Raw genomic sequence first — 17,983 nt, 5'->3', positions numbered from 1 at the left:
AAGAATTTTATAATGGCAAGATATAGAGGTCCGAAAGCAAAAATAGCTAGAAGATTTAATGAGCCTATTTTTGGCCCTAGTAAAGCACTGCAAAAGAAGAGCTATCCTCCTGGACAGCACGGTAGAGGTAGAAGAAAAAAGCAGTCGGAATATGCTATCCAATTAATGGAGAAGCAAAAGGCCAAATACACATATGGCGTTTTAGAGAAGCAATTTGCTAATCTTTTTGATAAAGCGTCTAGAAAGTCAGGTATTACTGGTGAGATCCTTCTTCAACTTTTGGAGTCTAGATTGGACAATACTGTTTTTAGATTAGGAATTGCTCCTTCCAGAAGAGCTGCAAGACAGCTTGTGTTGCATAAACATATTGTTGTTAACGGGTCAATAGTTAATATACCTTCCTTTTCATTGAAACCAGGTGATACGGTAGCGGTACGTGAGAGATCAAAATCTCTTGAGGCAATTACCGATAGTCTGGCTACGCATGGAGTTAAAAGATTTCCATGGTTAGAGTGGGATGGAAGTGAAATGGTAGGAAAATTAGTTGCCATGCCTCAGAGAGATGAGATTCCTGAGAATATAAATGAGCAGCTGATTGTCGAGCTTTACTCGAAATAATCATTAAAGAATTATTAGCTTGGTACCTAATAGGTATCAGGCTATAACTATAAAAGTTAAAAACCTATGTCAATTTTAGCATTTCAAATGCCTGACAAAGTCGTGATGGAAAAGGCGGATGATTTTCACGGCTTGTTCACTTTTAAGCCGCTGGAAAAGGGTTACGGTGTTACTATTGGTAATGCTTTAAGAAGAATATTATTATCTTCTTTAGAGGGATATGCTGTTACAGGAATTAAGATTCCTGGGGTTTTGCATGAATTCTCTACTATTGAAGGTGTGGTGGAAGATGTTTCTGAAGTCATTCTAAACCTAAAGATGGTTAGGTTCAAGAAGGTAGGTGAGTCTTTTGATAACAAAATAACTATTACGGTTAAGAATCAAAAGGAACTCAAAGCAGGAGATATTGCTAAAGGTACGTCAGCTTTTGAAATACTAAACCCTGATTTGGTTATCTGTAATCTTGATGAGTCGGTTGATATGGAGGTAGAGTTGACTGTAGAGAAAGGTAGAGGGTATGTGCCGGCTGAAGAAAATAAACCTTCTGAGCAAGTGTTTGGATATATTCCTATAGATGCCATCTTCACACCTATCAAGAATGTGAAATATAGCATTGAAAATACAAGGGTTGAGCAAAAAACTGATTATGAACAACTGGTTCTTGATATAGAAACTGACGGGTCTATCCACCCTGAAAAGGCATTGGAAGGGGCGGCTCATATTTTGATTCAGCACTTTATGTTGTTCTCAGATAAGTCAATTGAACTGGAGACGGACAAAGGTGGAGAAATTGAGCAGGTAGACGAAGAGATGCTTCACATGAGAAAACTTTTGAAAACTTCTCTTAATGACCTTGACCTTTCTGTAAGAGCATATAACTGCCTGAAAGCAGCTGATGTTAAAACTCTTGGAGACCTTGTAAGGTTGGAAATTTCCGATATGATGAAATTCAGAAACTTCGGTAAGAAGTCTTTGGCAGAACTTGAGCAGTTGGTTCAGGACAAGAATTTGACATTCGGTATGGACTTGTCCAAGTATAAACTTGATGAAGAATAGTAAAAATGAGACACGGGAAAAAAATTAATCATTTAAGCAGAACAGCTCCTCATAGAAAAGCCATGCTTTCTAATATGGCAAGTTCGTTGATCCTTAACAAAAGGATCACAACAACAGTTGCCAAAGCAAAAGCTTTAAGAAAATATGTTGAGCCTTTGTTAACTAAAGCAAAGGAAGATACGACTCACTCTAGAAGAGTTGTATTCTCATACCTTAACGATAAGCAATCTGTAAAAACTTTGTTCGATGAGGTTGCCGAAAAGATCACTAACAGACCAGGCGGATATACTAGGATTTTAAAAACTGGTAACAGACTTGGGGATAATGCAGATATGTGTATTATAGAGTTGGTTGATTATAATGAGTTATTGCTTGGTGGGGAGAAAGCCGATAAGACTAAGACTAGGAGAAGTCGTAGAGGAGGTAAAAAGTCAGAAACTGCTGCCGCAGAGGCTCCAGAGGAAAAAAAGCCCAAGGCACCAAAACCAGAAGCTAAGAAAGAAAAGAAGGTAGAAGAGCCGGAAGCTGATAGCAATGAAGATAGCAAATCAGAAAAGTGAAATTGAAAATTGTTATAAAATTGAAGGGATTGGATTTATATCTAATCCCTTTTTTTATTTTTGTATCACCAATTTCAAGGCTTTAAAAACACTACGGCTTTAGAAGGTTAAAAATATGCAAATGAAGTTACAACATAAGGACAAGGCATACTTGTTGCTAGAGGATGGATCAATATTCGAGGGTAGCGCAATAGGCAAGAAAGGTACCCGAGGAGGGGAAATTTGTTTTAATACCGGTATGACCGGTTATCAGGAGATATATACTGACCCTTCTTATTATGGTCAGATTATCGTTAACACTAATAGTCATATAGGCAATTATGGAGTTCTTGATGTTGAAGAAGAGTCAGATTCTCCTAAAATCAGTGGTTTAGTTGTCAATGACTATTCTTATGTGTATAGTCGAAAGTTGGCAACAGAAAGTCTACAGGAATATCTCGAACGTAATGATGTTGTGGGAATTGCAGATATAGATACACGAAAACTTGTAAGGCACATCAGGAGTAAGGGTGCCATGAATGCTATCATTTCGTCAGAGTTAGAGGGACATGACTTACAGGCTGAGTTGGGTAAAGTGCCCTCTATGGTTGGACTCGAGTTGTCATCATTAGTATCTACAAAGGAGCCATATTTTGTAGGTGATGAACAATCAGCAGTAAAAGTGGCAGTACTTGACTTGGGAGTAAAGGCCAGTATATTGAGTAACTTGGCTTCCAGGGGTGTTTACTGCAAAGTTTTTACTGCAAAGACTACTTATGAGGAAATGAAAGAGTGGAATCCTGATGGTTATTTTATTTCCAACGGGCCCGGAGACCCTGCATCCATGTCATACGCAGTGGAAACGGTTAAAAGTATACTTGCGGATGATCACCCCTTATTTGGTATATGCTTAGGTCATCAGGTTCTAGCGCTGGCATGTGGAGTGACCACATATAAAATGCACCATGGGCATAGAGGGTTAAATCACCCAGTAAAAAATCTTACAACCGGACTTTGTGAGATCACATCACAAAATCATGGCTTTTCTATTTCTGCGGATGATGTAGAAAGCTCTGATATAGTTGAAGCAACACATATTCACTTGAATGACCAAACAGTAGCTGGTATACATGTAATGGGAAAAAAGGCATTTTCTGTACAATATCATCCTGAGGCTTCCCCAGGTCCTCATGATTCACGTTATCTTTTCGATCAATTTGTTGAATTAATAAAATCTAAATAATAGATCATGAGTTTAATTGAAAGTATTCACGCAAGGCAAATCCTTGACTCCCGGGGAAACCCGACGGTAGAAGTAGATGTAGTAACTGAAAATGGTATTCTTGGAAGAGCTGCTGTTCCATCAGGTGCATCTACTGGTAAATATGAAGCCGTAGAACTTAGAGATGGAAATAAGAAAATTTACATGGGAAAGGGTGTTTTGAAAGCCGTTGACAATGTAAATAGCATTCTGGCAGAAGAACTTATTGGGTTTTCCGTTTATGACCAAAATCTGCTTGACAAAATAATGCTTGAAGCAGATGGTACTGATAATAAAGCCAAATTAGGTGCTAATGCCATTTTAGGAACATCTTTGGCTATTGCCAAAGCTGCGGCACAGGAGTCTGGTCAGTCTCTCTTTAGATATATAGGAGGGGTGAACGCAAATACACTTCCTGTTCCTATGATGAATATATTGAATGGAGGTAGTCATGCCGATAATGCAATAGATTTTCAAGAGTTTATGGTAATGCCTGTAAAGGCCGATACTTTCTCGGAATCGTTAAGAATGGGGACTGAAGTGTTCCATCATTTGAAAAAAGTACTCGCTGATAGTGGATTGTCTACCAATGTTGGTGATGAGGGAGGTTTTGCTCCGAATATTGCGTCAAATGAAGAGGCCATAGAGGTAGTTCTAAAAGCTATTGAAAAGGCAGGGTATAAACCTGGTGAAGATATATTTATAGCCATGGATGCTGCCTCCTCAGAATTTTATGATACAAAGAATAAGGTTTATCATTTTGCATCAACGGGTCAAAAGTTGACCTCAGATGAAATGGTTGAGTATTGGGCTTCATGGGTTAATAAGTATCCTATTATTTCTATTGAAGACGGAATGGAAGAAGATGATTGGAGTGGGTGGAAGACATTGACAGAAAAGATTGGCAAGAAAGTACAGTTAGTAGGAGATGATCTTTTCGTTACCAACGTAAAGAAACTTCAAGAAGGAATTAACCAAGGCGTGGCCAATTCAATTCTCGTTAAGGTTAATCAGATAGGTTCATTAACAGAAACTATCAATACCGTTAATCTAGCAAAGCAAAACTCATATAAGAGCGTTATGTCACATCGTTCAGGTGAGACTGAGGATAATACTATTGCAGATCTTGCAGTAGCTTTGAATACAGGACAAATTAAGACAGGTTCTGCATCCAGATCTGATCGAATGGCTAAATACAATCAACTATTAAGGATTGAAGAGGAACTAGGAGAAACTGCTGTTTTCCCTGGCAGAAACTTCTAAGTAATATTTATATCAAAGGCTTCCCTTGCAAACATTGCAAAGGAAGCCTTTTTTGTTTTTAGCATTAAAAATATCTTATTAAATTAAGGGTATATTTCTTTAACTTCAGTGGTCATGAAACTTCCTAAATTCACGAAGAACTTTTTCTTTTTATTCAGCTTTTTCTTTTTAGTTTGGATGTTGTTTATTGATGCCAATGATCTTGTTTCGCAAATAAAGTTGAAAAATCAACTTGAAACTCTTGAGGATGAAAAAGCATATTACCTTCAGAAAATCGAGGAAGTAAAGAAAGATAGGGAGGAACTACTCAGTAATGATGAGTTGCTCGAAAAATTTGCTCGAGAAAAGTACTACATGAAAAAGGATACAGAAGATCTGTTTGTAGTTGTGGAAGAATAATGAAAAAGCTTATACTCCTGATATTATTTTACTGTTTTGCCAGTAGTTTGGTAATGGCTCAGAAAGATGTTGATTTTGACAACAACCCTACCTTTAAAGATCGTATATTTTTTGGTGGAGGCATGGGGTTTTCAGGAAGTAGTCAGCAAACAAATATTACACTATCTCCTATTGTAGGGTATATGATCACTCAGCAGTGGTCTGCCGGGGTGGGGGTTACTTACCAATATGTTAAGCTTAAAAATTACGATATATCAGATAACCTTTGGGGAGGGAATGTTTTTACACGCTATAGCATTGATCAGTTTTTTGCCCAGGCTGAGTATGATTATATAAATTTTGATTCTAATCTTTTGGATGACAGGGATAATAGGGATAGTGCTACTCGCTTCTTATTGGGAGGAGGAATATCGCAACCTTTAGGCAACAGAGGTGCTGTTAACTTACTGGCTATGTATGACCTCACATACAATAATGACGGACCTTACGATTCACCCTGGGTCTTTAGAGTTTATTTCTCTTTCTAAAGTTGTTCAAGTTTAAGTTTTTTGGCGACAGATTTTAAGTCTTCAACTACATTTATGTTCAGGGGAATACCATCGTTTTGTCTTATGGCTTCTATTTCCCTTTCAGGATCACCGGGTATCAATACTTTTTTTCCTTTAATGGCCTCAGTGGAACGAAATCGGCTAATCCAGTTATCCATATGAGACTTGAATTCATCTGCCGGTCTGAAAGCGTCTATGCGCATGGCTCCAAGAAAGTGACCAAGCCCTTCGCCAACAGGATTCTCCGATAAGGGAAGAAAGCTTACAAAGGGAGGTGCCCACGGACCATAATTCGCACCTGAGAATACCGCTGAGAATATATCTACAATCGAACCTAAAGCATACCCTTTATGACTGCCGTGTTCTCTATCTCCACCTAGCGGTAGTAACGCACCGCCGTTTTTTAGCTCGTGGGGATCTTTTGAAGGGTTTCCTGCTTTATCCTGTATCCAACCGTAGGGAGCTTCACTATCCTTTCTTTGAAGGATTTCAAGCTTTCCATTGGCAGCTGTAGTAGTTGCGAGATCTGCTACAAAAGGGGGCTGTTCTTTTGTGGGGATTGAAACAGCAATAGGGTTTGTGCCTAGCATACGTTCTGTTGCAAAGGTAGGAGCAACCAACGGACTAGCATTGGTCATTGCCATGCCAACCATATCTCTTTCCAGGGCCATCATTGCATGATAACCAGCAATGCCGAAATGATTAGAGTTTTTGACAGAAACCCAACCTGTGCCGACTTGGTCAGCCTTGTCCATGGCAATATTCATAGCCTGTGGAGCTACTATCAAGCCAAGTCCACTGTCTCCATCTACGACAGCAGTACTTGGTGTTTCATGAACAACTTTTATTTTTGGGGCAGGGTTTATTCTGCCAGCTTCCCATAGTCTTACGTAACCTATAAGTCTAGCAATTCCATGTGAGTCAATACCTCTGAGGTCTGCTTTTATTAGCACGTCAGTAGCAAGGCCTGCATCTGCTTCTGAGCAGCCAATAGCCAAAAAAGTATTGATTGTAAATTCCCTTAGTTTGTCAACTGAAAATATTTCCTCCATAGGCAGGCAAAATTAGTATTATAATCGAAATATACGAGCGTATAGCTTAAAAATGCCCTTCAAGTATCTGATCTAGAACACCTTCCTTTAATGCGTAGGTGGATACTCTTATGTCATTGAATGAGTGTAGTTTAAGTAGGAAGTTGATGAGACAAGATGCCACTACAATCATATCAACCCTCATTTCAATCATGCCCGGAATCTTCATTCTTTCACCCATTGCTTTTGATAGCAAACTATGGTGTATTTTAAAATACCCTTCCAAAGATAGTGGGGTTTCGCCATCATTCTCATTTTTTATAAAACCGTTCTCCTCACAGTAAATGTCGCTTAATGTATCGAAGGTGCCTGAGGAGCCAATTAGAACTTGAGGATTATATTTTTTGATTTGCACAACAAGTTCCACAAGATTTGTTTTTAAATAATTTTCAAGCTTAGCTATTTCTTCAGATTGTATAGGGTCGGTCTTATGGAACAGGTCCAGAAGACGCTGGGCTCCAATTTCAAAGCTTTGCTTCCAAAATATTTTGTTATGTTGACCAATAACAAACTCGACACTTCCCCCGCCAATATCCATTATTAGCGCTGGTTTATTCCCAATATCAAGTGCGGAGTTAACACCTCTAAAAATTAGTTCAGCTTCCTTTGGTCCTGAGATAATTTTAATATCAATCCCCGTTTTAGCCAGTATGATTTTTCTGGTTTCTTCCCCATTAGTCGCATTGCGAAATGCGCTGGTGGCAAATGCAAATACGCGGTCAACTTCAAAGCCTGTCAGTACGTCTTTAAAATGCTGGATTGTATTTGCTGCTCTGTTTATGGCATCCGGCATTAATTGTTTTTTGCTAATCCCTCCTTTACCAACCCTTACTGAGACTTTTTCCTTGTGGAGTGTTTCAAATTCTGAATTACTTTGCCTGACCACCAGCAAGTGAAAGGTATTTGTGCCACAATCAATTATTGCAATGTTTTCTGCCATATCTTAAAAAATTAGCCAAATATAAAGAAATGAATATTAATGATAGGTGCGGTTTTGGTATTACCGAAGGCGTTTGACAAAGCTATCGGTGAACTGAAAAAAACGGATAAACACTTGAATCCGTTTCAATTTATTTATCTTTGAAATTCTCAAAAAAACATCGAAGAATGGAGGATAACAAACAGAAAAAGCCTATTTACACGTTGCCTACAAAAAAGGAGAAGTTCGCTCTTTTGGGCGATAAAAATAAAGAAGCCTTACTTGGAGGTGGTGAAAAAAGAATTGAATCTCAGCATAAAAAGGGAAAGCTAACAGCTCGAGAGCGGGTTCATTTACTTCTTGATGAAGGGTCGTTTGAGGAGATAGGAAAGTTTGTAATGCACCGTTGTAAGGATTTCGGACTGGAGAAAGAATATTACCCGGGAGATGGGGTGGTTACTGGTTATGGTACAGTAAACGGACGTTTGGTGTATGTGTTTTCTCAGGACTTTACCGTTTTTGGAGGGTCGCTGTCGGAGACCCATGCAGAGAAAATCGTAAAGATCATGGATTTAGCCATGAAAAATGGTGCCCCAGTAATAGGCTTAAATGATTCTGGAGGTGCGAGAATACAGGAAGGCGTAGTTTCCCTTGGGGGGTATGCTGACATTTTCTACAGAAATACATTGGCGTCTGGAGTGGTGCCACAAATCTCGGCTATTATGGGGCCTTGTGCAGGAGGTGCGGTATACTCACCAGCTATTACAGATTTTATCTTGATGGTTGAGAATACATCCTACATGTTTGTTACAGGTCCTAATGTTGTTAAAACTGTAACTCAGGAAACCGTTACAGCAGAGGAACTTGGAGGGGCTAGTGCGCATAGTGCAAAAAGTGGAGTAACTCATTTTGCATGCCCAAATGAGGTTGCTTGTATAAATGATATAAAGAGGCTGCTCAGCTATATGCCGCAAAACTGTGAAGATGACGCACCTATAGAAGCATATGAAAGTGATTCTGATGAAATTGTAGCGGCTCTGAATGACATTATTCCAGATAACCCTAATCAACCTTATGATATGAGGGAAGTGGTAGAGGCGCTAGTTGACTCTGATAGCTTTATGGAAGTTCATAAAAACTTTGCAGAGAATATCGTTGTAGGTTTTGCCAGAATTGGGGGTAGGAGTATTGGAGTAGTAGGCAATCAACCAGCTTCCCTTGCAGGTGTATTGGATATTGATGCCAGTACCAAAGGTGCCAGATTTGTTCGTTTCTGCGATTGTTTTAATATTCCTTTACTTGTGCTTGAAGATGTCCCTGGTTTTTTGCCAGGAACTGATCAGGAATGGAATGGTATCATAACCAACGGTGCCAAACTATTATATGCATTTAGTGAGGCTACTGTGCCTAGAATTACAGTAATTACCCGCAAGGCTTATGGTGGTGCTTATGATGTGATGAACTCCAAGCATATCGGAGCTGACATGAATTATGCATGGCCCACTGCAGAAATTGCAGTAATGGGAGCAAAAGGTGCTGCCGAAATAATATTTAAAAGGGAAATAGCTGAGGCCAGTGATCCGGAGGCTAAACTTCAGGAGAAGGTTGATGACTATACCGAAAAGTTTGCTAATCCATACAGAGCAGCTCACCGAGGGTATATTGATGAGGTAATTATGCCAGAGGAGACAAGAGCCAAGTTAATAAAAGCCTTTAAAATGCTGGAAAATAAGGTGGCAACATTACCTAAAAAGAAACACGGTAACATCCCTCTCTAGTGGACAGGGTTGCAATAATAACAGCTGCTGGTAAGGGCATGGGAGCTGCATGTGCTCGAGAACTTTCCCATCAAGGGTATAAAGTTGCACTTATGTCTCGTTCCGAAGATATCCTTGATCTGGCTGAAGAGCTTGGAGGACTGGGTATTCAGGGGTCCGTAACAGATAAAAACGACTTGAAGAAGCTGGTGAATGCAACACTTGGGAAGTTTGGAAGAATTGATGCTGTCATCAATAATACCGGGCATCCTGCGAAAGGTGATCTTTTGGAGATACCTGAAGAGGACTGGTATCATGGACTTAATCTGGTGCTTTTGAATGTTGCAAAAATGGCTCAGTTAGTTACTCCCATCATGCAAAAACAGGGTAGAGGGGTATTTATAAACATTTCTACTTTTGCTGCCTATGAACCATCAGCTAGTTTTCCCGTTTCCTCAGTACTAAGAGCAGGTCTTGGAAGCTACATGAAACTGTTTGCTGATAGGTATGCCTCCGATAATATTAGGATGAACAATCTGCTTCCAGGATTTATTAATAGTTATGAAGTAGATGAGTTAATGCTCCAAAGTATTCCAATGAAAAGAGCAGGAACAGTTGATGAGGTTGCAAAAACCGTAGTTTTTTTGGTGTCTGATTCGGCAGCATACATTACCGGGCAGAATATAAAAATTGATGGAGGATTGACACGATCAGTTTAATAGATTAGAAAAATGGATAAGAAGAGTAAAAATTTTTTAGAAGAATACTTGAACAACTCATCACCTACAGGTTTTGAGTCATCAGGACAGAAAATATGGTTAGATTATATCAAACCTTACATTGACAGTTACTTCACTGATACTTATGGATCTGTAGTAGGAGTGATTAACCCCGAGGCCGAATATAAGGTTGTGATTGAAGCGCATGCTGATGAGATTTCATGGTTTGTGAATTATATAACTGATGAAGGTTACATTTACGTGACAAGGAATGGTGGGTCGGACCATCAAATTGCTCCTTCCAAGCGAGTTAATATTTATACAGAGAAGGGTATAGTGAAGGGGGTCTTTGGTTGGCCAGCAATACATGTTAGGAATAAAGAGAATGAAGAGAAACCGACAATGAAGAACATCTTTGTGGATGTAGGTTGCCAAAGTAAGGCAGAAGTAGAGGGACTAGGTGTGCATGTCGGCTGTGTGATGACCTTTGACGATGAATTGATGGAATTAAATAAAAAGTTCCTTGTAGGGCGAGCCTTGGATAATAGGATTGGTGGTTTTATGATTGCTGAGGTGGTCAGAAGGTTGAAAGAGGATAAAAAGGATCTGCCATTTGGGCTTTATATTGTAAATGCTGTTCAGGAAGAGGTTGGTCTGAGAGGTGCAGAGATGATAGCTGAAAGAATAAAGCCTGATGTAGCTATTGTTACGGATGTTTGTCATGAAACATCGTCTCCTATGTACTCTAAAATAGAGAGTGGATTGCAAAAAGCAGGTAAGGGACCGGTACTTACCTATGGACCTGCTGTGCAGAATAATTTACTGAAAATGGTGATCGAAGCTGCTAATGATAATAAAATACCTTTCCAGAGAGCTGCAGCATCAAGAGCTACTGGTACTGATACTGATGCCTTCGCATATTCAAGTGATGGCGTGGCTTCTGCTTTGATATCCTTGCCGTTAAAGTATATGCATACCACAGTTGAAACTACACATAAAGATGATGTTGAAAATGTAATAAAACTTATATACCATTTCTTGTTAAAACTGCAAGCTGGGCACGATTTTAGATATATTAAGTGATAAATAGATCAGTTAGGTCTTGGAAATGAGGATTTTGACTATCTTTGTAAATCATGTTTTATTATAAAGCCCCTAATATCAATGAGAAAGATTTTTAACATCTGCGTTTTATTTTTAATCATAGGGATGTCTTTGTCTTCTAGTTCTTATGCTCAAGATAGGCCTGAGCATGAGCTACACTCTATGATGATATACAATTTTCTAAAATATATTCAGTGGCCTGGCGAGAAGAATACTGGTGATTTTGTGATCGGAGTGATGGGTGACGATGAGGTTTTTAAAACCCTCAATACATGGTATGGTAACAAAACTAGGGGAGATAAAACATTTACAATTAAAAAGTTAAACTCTCCATCTGAGATTAGTGGCTGTCAACTTTTGTACATAGGTGCTTCTGCTAGTAATCAGTTTGATGAAATAAGAACTAAAGTGGAAAATCAGTCTGTTCTCACCATTACTAATAAGAGTGGATTGGGAGCAAAAGGCAGTTGCATAAACTTTAAAGTAGTCGATAATAGATTGAAGTTTGAATTAAATCAGTCTGCTATTGAGAAGTCAAATTTGAAAATTTCCGGCCAGCTAACTTCTATGGCAATTTTGATTTGAAAAATTACAATACTTATAAAAAGCCCAATAATCGAGATTATTGGGCTTTTTTATTTGGTTGAATTGGGATTGGAAAGAGGTGCTATAAAATTCGAGGTTAGTGAATGTCATTTAAAATGATTACCTTATAGATATTTTTTAGCTTATTTTTTGATTCATTTTTATTGTTTTGATAGATATATTTTGCGACCCTTTAATTTTTTAAATGTATGAAAAGATCAATATTTATTACGTGTGCAATGGCACTTGCATTATTACTCGTGCCGCTATTTGGATATTCGCAAAACCGTCCTATTCATGAAATTCATGCTATGATGATTTATAACTTTACAAAATATATCCAGTGGCCCGGTTATCAGCCTTCTCAGGATTTTGTAGTGGGAGTTATAGGAAGTGACGATGTTTATAAAACCTTAAGTCAATGGTATGGTGGGCAGGAGAGAGGAAATAAAAAATTTGTTATCAAGAAGTTTGGTTCACCAGCAGAAATTCAAAAATGTCATATACTATATATAGGAAAAAGTAATAGTAGACAATTTGATGAAATTAAAGCCAAACTTGGTAGCGCTTCTACCTTATTAATTACTGACAAACCTGGTCTGGGCAAAGAAGGCAGTGGTATTAATTTCGTCACTGAAGGAAACAAGCTTTCAATTGAGCTGAATCAATCAGCCGTTGATGCGGCTAAGTTAAAAGTTTCGAGTCAGCTGACTTCAATTGCAAAGTTAATTTGATGATTTTAAATATGTAAGATTTTTTGCTGATTAGTCTTGATTTTGCCGTTTATATTCCCACTGTGACAAAAAGGATATCAGATTGGGATTGTGGAACTAAGCGGTGAGGTATGATTAAATGAATTAAACGCTCTTTTTCTTATGAATTGGAGCGTTTCTGTTTTTGTGAACTTTTGGCATTACATTTGTAAGATATTGATGGAATGAAACAATTTAATTTTATGATGAAGTTTACAACTAAAGTTTTACTTCCAATCTTTTTAGCCGTCGTGATTGTATTGCCAACTCATGCACAGGAAAGACCTATTCATGAAATCCACTCGATGATGATTTATAATTTCATCAAGTACATCCAGTGGCCTGAGGCAAACGGAGGAGAGGCTTTTGTTATTGGAGTAATTGGTGATGATGAGGTTTATACCACTTTGAATAGCTGGTATGGAGGTAAGCTTAGAGGTAACAAAAAGTTTACCGTTAAGAAGTTCAATTCATTGGCAGACATTTCGAGTTGCGAAATTCTGTATGTTGCCAAGGGAAGTAGTAGAGAGTTTGATGCTATTAAGTCTAAATTGGGCTCTTCGTCTACACTGCTTATTACAGATAAGGCAGGTTTGGGTGAAAGAGGAAGTGGCATTAATTTCAGGACAATCAACGACAAATTGGCGTTTGAACTTAATCAAAAAGCTATTGAAGCTTCAAGATTGAAAGTATCAGGTCAGCTTTCTAGTATGGCCATTCTAATCTAAAAGTAACAGGGTATCGGTAGCCGGTCTCAAAGTTTTCGATGTTTTCATTTACCGAATAACGCAAAAGGTTCGGTGGTTAGGTTTAATATTATTGGAAAGTCGGAGACAACTAGGTGGAAATAAAGGAGATTGACTAACTATGGTAGAGGCCAGTCCTTTACCATTTGCGATGCCTGATTTTTTAATAGGACCACCATAAATGAGTCTTTTATGGTATTTTTTAATATTCCTATCTAAACAGATATCTTTGCATTATGCAAGGTGTCAATTGGAAAACGACTTATGATCAAATGGGCTGCGAGGTAACAGTGCCTCGTAGTCCCAGGATCATATCTTTAGTTCCTTCACAAACAGAGTTATTATTTGACCTTGGTTTAGAGCAACAAGTTGTTGGTGTTACTAAATTTTGTATTTACCCCTCTTCCAAGGTGAAAGATAGAGTAAAGGTAGGTGGTACCAAGAGGTTTGACTTTGATAAAATTAAGAATCTGAATCCAGACCTGATAATTGGCAATAAAGAAGAAAATTATAAAGAGGGTATTGAAGAACTCAAAGAAAGGTATCCTGTATGGATGAGCGATATTGTTACCTTTGAAGATGCTCTTGAAATGATAGTTGCTATTGGCTGCCTTACCGAAACCGAAAATAAGGCAATTGAAATACGAGATAAGATTGTAAATGGCTTTAAGTGCATAAAAAAGCAAATCTCAAAGAAAGTACTTTACTTTATCTGGCAAAAACCATACATGGTAGCAGGAGGTAATACTTTTATCAATGAAATACTGGGAAAGTTGGGGCTAGAAAACCTGGCTAATGAATTGGACCGGTACCCGGAGTTATCTCATAAGGACATTGAATCATTACAGCCAGAGCTTGTTTTGTTATCATCAGAACCTTACCCCTTTAAACAAAAACATATCAATAATGTTCAGGCTATTTACCCTGATGCAGAGGTTAAGATTGTGAATGGTGAAATGTTTTCCTGGTATGGTAGCCGTTTAATGAGAGCTGTGGAATATTTCAACCAGCTACAGCTCTGATAGTCTAAAACCAGCCTTTTTCATATCCTCCCAGAATCGCGGGTATGATTTATTAACAACTTCGGGGTCTTTGATATTTACAGGAGCAATGGTACTTAATGGAGCAAAGGCCATAGCCATCCTATGATCGTGATAAGTTTCAAATTCAATCAGGTCATTAGTGGTTTCTGTAGTAGTTGGCACTACCTTCCATGTACTATCTTTTTCTTCTAAGTTAGCACCAAATTTGGCTAGCTCATTTTGTAACGCGAGAATGCGGTCTGTTTCCTTAATACGCAGGCTTTCCAAACCTGTCATTTGGCAAGTTATGCCTTTTGCTGCACATATCACGGCTACAGTTTGAGCCATATCAGGGCAGTCAGTGAAGTTAAATGCTACTTCATTTATATGCTCGCACTTGGATAGCTGCGCCCCATCGGTAGTGAAGTTTGTCATTACTCCAAGCTGGGTCATATAATCAACTATCTGTCGGTCTCCCTGAATAGAGTCATCCTTTAAATCTTTGAGGATTACATGAGCATTATCACTCAAAGCTACAAAGCCATACCAGTAGCTTGCAGCTGACCAGTCTGGTTCTATTCGGTATTCAGTTGCTTGATATTGCTGATGAGGGATTTTAATGATGTGGTTATTCCACTCAGCTTTTATGCCAAAAGCTTTCATCACAGCCATGGTCATATTTATATAGGGTTTGCTTCCAATATGACCAGTTAATTCTATTTCAAGTCCCTCCGGCAAAGAGGCTGCAATCATCATAAGCGCTGAGATATATTGACTGCTGACATCCCCTCTTATAGCTATTTTATTGGTCACCTGTTGATTTATGGGAGTGACTTTCATTGGAGGATACCCGTCATTTGCCAAATATTCAATGTTCGCACCTAGTTCTTTGAGAGCGTCTGCTAATATTTTTATAGGGCGCTCCTGCATACGTTTGGTTCCTGTTAATGTTTTTGTAGTAGTAACAGCAGCATATGCAGTAAGAAATCTCATAGTAGTTCCGGCATCAAGAACATCCCATATTGGGGTATCTGATCCCAATAATCTTTGCATTGTCTTTGTATCCCGCGCTTCAGATACGTTAGTTAGGTGCGATTTTCCTCCTGCCAGTGCGTCTAATATCAAAGCTCTGTTGGCAATGCTTTTTGATGCAGGAAGCTCTATAACGGTGGAGTTAATAGTGCTTTTTTTCTCTATATGAAGTGTATGGTTAGTTGACATTAGCAGGATTTGTTTAGGACAATATTAATTGAAAATGGTTTAAAAACATAAATTGGTACGCTTTATGTGGTGGTTCTTGAAAATAACCTAAAGCATGATAACAAGAAGAAAGTTGGCTATAGCTCTTGGGCTAGCTGCAGGAGCTGCAGTTGCCGTGGTCGCGACCGGCCGTAATGGTAAAAAGACCAGGCAATATATTTCCGGTAAATACGAAAAACTAAAAACCAATCTTACTGCTGAACAATACGACGATTCAGAGGTGTTTTATATTTAGAGTTTGTCATAAAATACCAGTGAGTCTAGTGACTCTTGTCTGTCCAGTGACTGGTCCCATACTACACTACCTATTCCGTTAAGGAGTACGGCGAGTATGTTATTGTCTCTATTTTTTTTGTCTTGCATGAGGTAGTTGCAGACCTCTTCTCTGTCCAGGTCAGAAAGATTTATTTTTTCATAAATGCTCTGAATAAATTGTGTAATGTCATTTAGCTCTTCTTCTGTTATAAGCTCTCTTTTATAGCTTAGATATGCTTCGCAAATGATACCAGCAGCAACGGCCTCTCCATGAAGTATAGCCCTGCCGCTATTTAGTAAATAGCTTTCTATGCCATGACCTATGGTATGGCCAAAATTTAAAGCTTTTCTCAAACCACTTTCATGTGGATCTTCAGTAACGATTTTATGCTTTATTTGAACAGAATGTGGTACAGAAGTTGTCCAGTCCATAGCCTCGAATGTTTTGTGCTTTAAGCCTTCCCAACCAGTGCGATCTGCGATTAAATGGTGTTTTAGGATCTCCGCAAAGCCAGATCTTAATTCCTGTTCTGGCAAGGTCTTAAGGAAATTCAAGTCTATTAAAACATTCTTAGGTTCTTGAAACAGGCCAATGTGATTTTTGAAACCATTAAAATCAATACCTAATTTGCCTCCAACGCTGGCGTCAACCTGAGATAATAATGTAGTAGGCAGATTGATGAAATCAATACCCCTTTTATATGTTCCTGCACAAAAACCGCCAAGATCTCCAATAACACCGCCACCTAAATTGATGAAAAGTGATTTCCTGTCAAAACTCTGATCTGTTAGTTCTTGCCATACATGAGTACATGTATTCAGTGTTTTGTTTATTTCCCCACTTTTGATCTGTATAAGTGTATGCTGGGGCAGGTTACTTTTTATAAGTGGGTAACAATGAGCTAGTGTATTCTCATCCACTAAAACAGCGATTTTACTGTAATTCTCTTTATTCAGAATGTCATTGAGAACTTCTGACACATTTCCGGTTATAATGATATTGTCTATAGTCACGGTTTCTGTTTATTCAGTATTTCTGTTTGGTTTCTTAATGATTCAGAATGAATCTGTTTGTAAATTTCTTCGATAAAATCTTTTCGTAAATCAAGAGCTTCTGCCCACCGAGGTCGAGTTCTTATAATTTCATTCCACCTTTCGAGCTGAAATATGGTGACATTGTTTTTCTTTTTATATTCCCCTATTTGCTCTATGAGTTTCATTCTAATTGATAAAGTCTCAATAAGATCATGATCAACACTGTCAATTTTGTTTCTTAGTTCCTCAAGTCGAGTTTTGAATAATACATTATCGGAAGTCGTTTGCCTTATTTTTAGCTTTCCTTTTATTTCATCTAACCGCTCGGGTGTTATCTGTTGCTTTGAATCACTTAAGGCATTGTCAGGATCAGGGTGAGTTTCGATCATTAAGCCATCATACCCCATGTCCAATGCCTTTTGAGAAATGTCATAAATCATATCTCTGTTTCCTCCAATATGACTTGGATCGCATATCAGTGGTATATGAGGGAAATTTGCCTTGAGTTCAATAGGAATCTGCCAAACCGGTTCATTGCGATACTTAGATTTTCTGAAAGAAGAGAAGCCACGGTGAATGGCTCCGATTTCATGGAGGTCTGCATTTGCAATTCTTTCAATAGCACCCATCCACAATGCCAGATCCGGGTTTACAGGGTTTTTTATGAGTACGGGGAGATAGCTTCCTTTAAGGGCATCGGCAATTTCCTGTACAGTAAAAGGGTTTACCGTCGTTCTGGCACCAAGCCATACCATGTCTAGGTCATGTTTCAGGGCAAGCTCTACATGTTGGGCACTTGCAACTTCCGTAATGAACTTGACATTAACCTCCTTTTTGATATTTTGGATCCATTCTAAAGCCTTAAGGCCAATTCCTTCAAAGGAGTTAGGGCGTGTTCGGGGTTTCCATACACCTGCTCGGATTACCTCAACCCCTAAAGCTGATACTGCCTTTGTTGTTTTAAGCAATTGCTCTTCAGATTCGGCACTGCATGGTCCTGCAATGATCCATGGCTTTTGAAATCTGCTTTTCCATTCACCTGTTTTCATACCTA

Annotated in this window: 20 protein-coding genes; 15 read left to right on the top strand and 5 right to left on the bottom strand. The window is 38.6% G+C overall.

What is annotated here, in order from left to right:
• The first annotated feature begins 12 nt into the window (after positions 1–12).
• The 7 genes from rpsD (at position 13) to JMN32_RS09170 (ending at position 5,663) form a co-directional block, all read left to right on the top strand.
• Positions 13–618 carry a 30S ribosomal protein S4 gene (gene rpsD, locus JMN32_RS09200; RefSeq protein ID WP_202856027.1) on the top strand — a complete coding sequence of 202 codons (606 nt, stop codon included), beginning with the start codon at positions 13–15 and terminating at the stop codon, positions 616–618.
• Positions 619–684: 66 nt separating this feature from the next.
• Positions 685–1,674 carry a DNA-directed RNA polymerase subunit alpha gene (locus JMN32_RS09195; protein WP_202856026.1) on the top strand — a complete coding sequence of 330 codons (990 nt, stop codon included), beginning with the start codon at positions 685–687 and terminating at the stop codon, positions 1,672–1,674.
• Positions 1,675–1,679: 5 nt separating this feature from the next.
• On the top strand, positions 1,680–2,234 hold the full coding sequence (gene rplQ, locus JMN32_RS09190; protein WP_202856025.1) for a 50S ribosomal protein L17: 555 nt from the start codon (positions 1,680–1,682) through the stop codon (positions 2,232–2,234).
• A gap of 121 nt (positions 2,235–2,355) precedes the next feature.
• Complete coding sequence (gene carA, locus JMN32_RS09185; RefSeq protein WP_202856024.1) at positions 2,356–3,456, top strand: glutamine-hydrolyzing carbamoyl-phosphate synthase small subunit; 1,101 nt, start codon at positions 2,356–2,358, stop codon at positions 3,454–3,456.
• 6 nt (positions 3,457–3,462) lie between these two features.
• A complete protein-coding gene (gene eno, locus JMN32_RS09180) occupies positions 3,463–4,737 on the top strand; it encodes a phosphopyruvate hydratase (protein WP_202856023.1) in 1,275 nt (424 codons plus the stop codon).
• A 114-nt stretch (positions 4,738–4,851) separates the two neighbouring features.
• Positions 4,852–5,136 (top strand): FtsB family cell division protein, encoded by a 285-nt coding sequence (locus tag JMN32_RS09175; protein WP_202856022.1) that lies wholly within the window; start codon positions 4,852–4,854, stop codon positions 5,134–5,136.
• The gene (locus JMN32_RS09170) at positions 5,136–5,663 is read left to right on the top strand and encodes a hypothetical protein (RefSeq protein WP_202856021.1); all 528 of its coding nucleotides are present in this window, start codon (positions 5,136–5,138) and stop codon (positions 5,661–5,663) included. Before JMN32_RS09175 ends, JMN32_RS09170 begins: the two co-directional genes overlap by 1 nt.
• Here JMN32_RS09170 and JMN32_RS09165 read toward each other — a convergent pair.
• On the bottom strand, positions 5,660–6,736 hold the full coding sequence (locus JMN32_RS09165; protein ID WP_202856020.1) for an Ldh family oxidoreductase: 1,077 nt from the start codon (positions 6,734–6,736) through the stop codon (positions 5,660–5,662). The two genes, JMN32_RS09170 and JMN32_RS09165, sit on opposite strands and share 4 nt — an antisense overlap.
• Before the next feature lie 46 nt (positions 6,737–6,782).
• The gene (locus JMN32_RS09160; protein ID WP_202856019.1) at positions 6,783–7,715 is read right to left on the bottom strand and encodes a Ppx/GppA phosphatase family protein; all 933 of its coding nucleotides are present in this window, start codon (positions 7,713–7,715) and stop codon (positions 6,783–6,785) included.
• A gap of 167 nt (positions 7,716–7,882) precedes the next feature.
• On the opposite strand from JMN32_RS09160, the gene JMN32_RS09155 reads away from it, so the two are divergent.
• From JMN32_RS09155 to JMN32_RS09125, 7 genes are all read left to right on the top strand, one after another.
• Positions 7,883–9,472 carry an acyl-CoA carboxylase subunit beta gene (locus tag JMN32_RS09155; RefSeq protein WP_202856018.1) on the top strand — a complete coding sequence of 530 codons (1,590 nt, stop codon included), beginning with the start codon at positions 7,883–7,885 and terminating at the stop codon, positions 9,470–9,472.
• Positions 9,472–10,170 (top strand): SDR family oxidoreductase, encoded by a 699-nt coding sequence (locus JMN32_RS09150; protein ID WP_317191770.1) that lies wholly within the window; start codon positions 9,472–9,474, stop codon positions 10,168–10,170. Before JMN32_RS09155 ends, JMN32_RS09150 begins: the two co-directional genes overlap by 1 nt.
• A 12-nt stretch (positions 10,171–10,182) precedes the next feature.
• The gene (locus tag JMN32_RS09145) at positions 10,183–11,253 is read left to right on the top strand and encodes a M42 family metallopeptidase (RefSeq protein ID WP_202856017.1); all 1,071 of its coding nucleotides are present in this window, start codon (positions 10,183–10,185) and stop codon (positions 11,251–11,253) included.
• A gap of 81 nt (positions 11,254–11,334) precedes the next feature.
• The gene (locus JMN32_RS09140; RefSeq protein WP_238354407.1) at positions 11,335–11,859 is read left to right on the top strand and encodes a YfiR family protein; all 525 of its coding nucleotides are present in this window, start codon (positions 11,335–11,337) and stop codon (positions 11,857–11,859) included.
• A 209-nt stretch (positions 11,860–12,068) separates the two neighbouring features.
• The gene (locus JMN32_RS09135; RefSeq protein WP_238354406.1) at positions 12,069–12,593 is read left to right on the top strand and encodes a YfiR family protein; all 525 of its coding nucleotides are present in this window, start codon (positions 12,069–12,071) and stop codon (positions 12,591–12,593) included.
• A gap of 221 nt (positions 12,594–12,814) precedes the next feature.
• Positions 12,815–13,339, top strand: coding sequence for a YfiR family protein (locus tag JMN32_RS09130; protein ID WP_238354405.1), 525 nt, complete (start codon positions 12,815–12,817; stop codon positions 13,337–13,339).
• Between the two features lie 254 nt (positions 13,340–13,593).
• A complete protein-coding gene (locus JMN32_RS09125) occupies positions 13,594–14,379 on the top strand; it encodes an ABC transporter substrate-binding protein (protein ID WP_202856016.1) in 786 nt (261 codons plus the stop codon).
• Here JMN32_RS09125 and JMN32_RS09120 read toward each other — a convergent pair.
• Entirely contained in the window at positions 14,368–15,600 is a 1,233-nt protein-coding gene (locus JMN32_RS09120) for a 3-phosphoshikimate 1-carboxyvinyltransferase (protein ID WP_202856015.1), read from the bottom strand. The genes JMN32_RS09125 and JMN32_RS09120 overlap by 12 nt on opposite strands.
• Positions 15,601–15,694: 94 nt before the next feature.
• Between JMN32_RS09120 and JMN32_RS09115 the strand changes: the two genes are divergently transcribed.
• On the top strand, positions 15,695–15,874 hold the full coding sequence (locus tag JMN32_RS09115) for a YtxH domain-containing protein (RefSeq protein ID WP_202856014.1): 180 nt from the start codon (positions 15,695–15,697) through the stop codon (positions 15,872–15,874).
• On the opposite strand, the gene aroB is transcribed toward JMN32_RS09115, so the two are convergent.
• Complete coding sequence (aroB, locus tag JMN32_RS09110) at positions 15,871–16,908, bottom strand: 3-dehydroquinate synthase (protein ID WP_202856013.1); 1,038 nt, start codon at positions 16,906–16,908, stop codon at positions 15,871–15,873. The genes JMN32_RS09115 and aroB overlap by 4 nt on opposite strands.
• On the bottom strand, positions 16,905–17,978 hold the full coding sequence (locus JMN32_RS09105; protein WP_202856012.1) for a bifunctional 3-deoxy-7-phosphoheptulonate synthase/chorismate mutase type II: 1,074 nt from the start codon (positions 17,976–17,978) through the stop codon (positions 16,905–16,907). The genes aroB and JMN32_RS09105 overlap by 4 nt, the downstream gene beginning before the upstream one ends.
• Positions 17,979–17,983: the final 5 nt, after the last annotated feature.

The organism is Fulvivirga marina (assembly GCF_016775155.1).
Taxonomy (GTDB): Bacteria; Bacteroidota; Bacteroidia; order Cytophagales; family Cyclobacteriaceae; genus Fulvivirga; species Fulvivirga marina.
The sequence above is the reverse complement of the archived record's forward strand: the minus strand, read 5'-3'. Positions and strand labels throughout refer to the sequence as shown.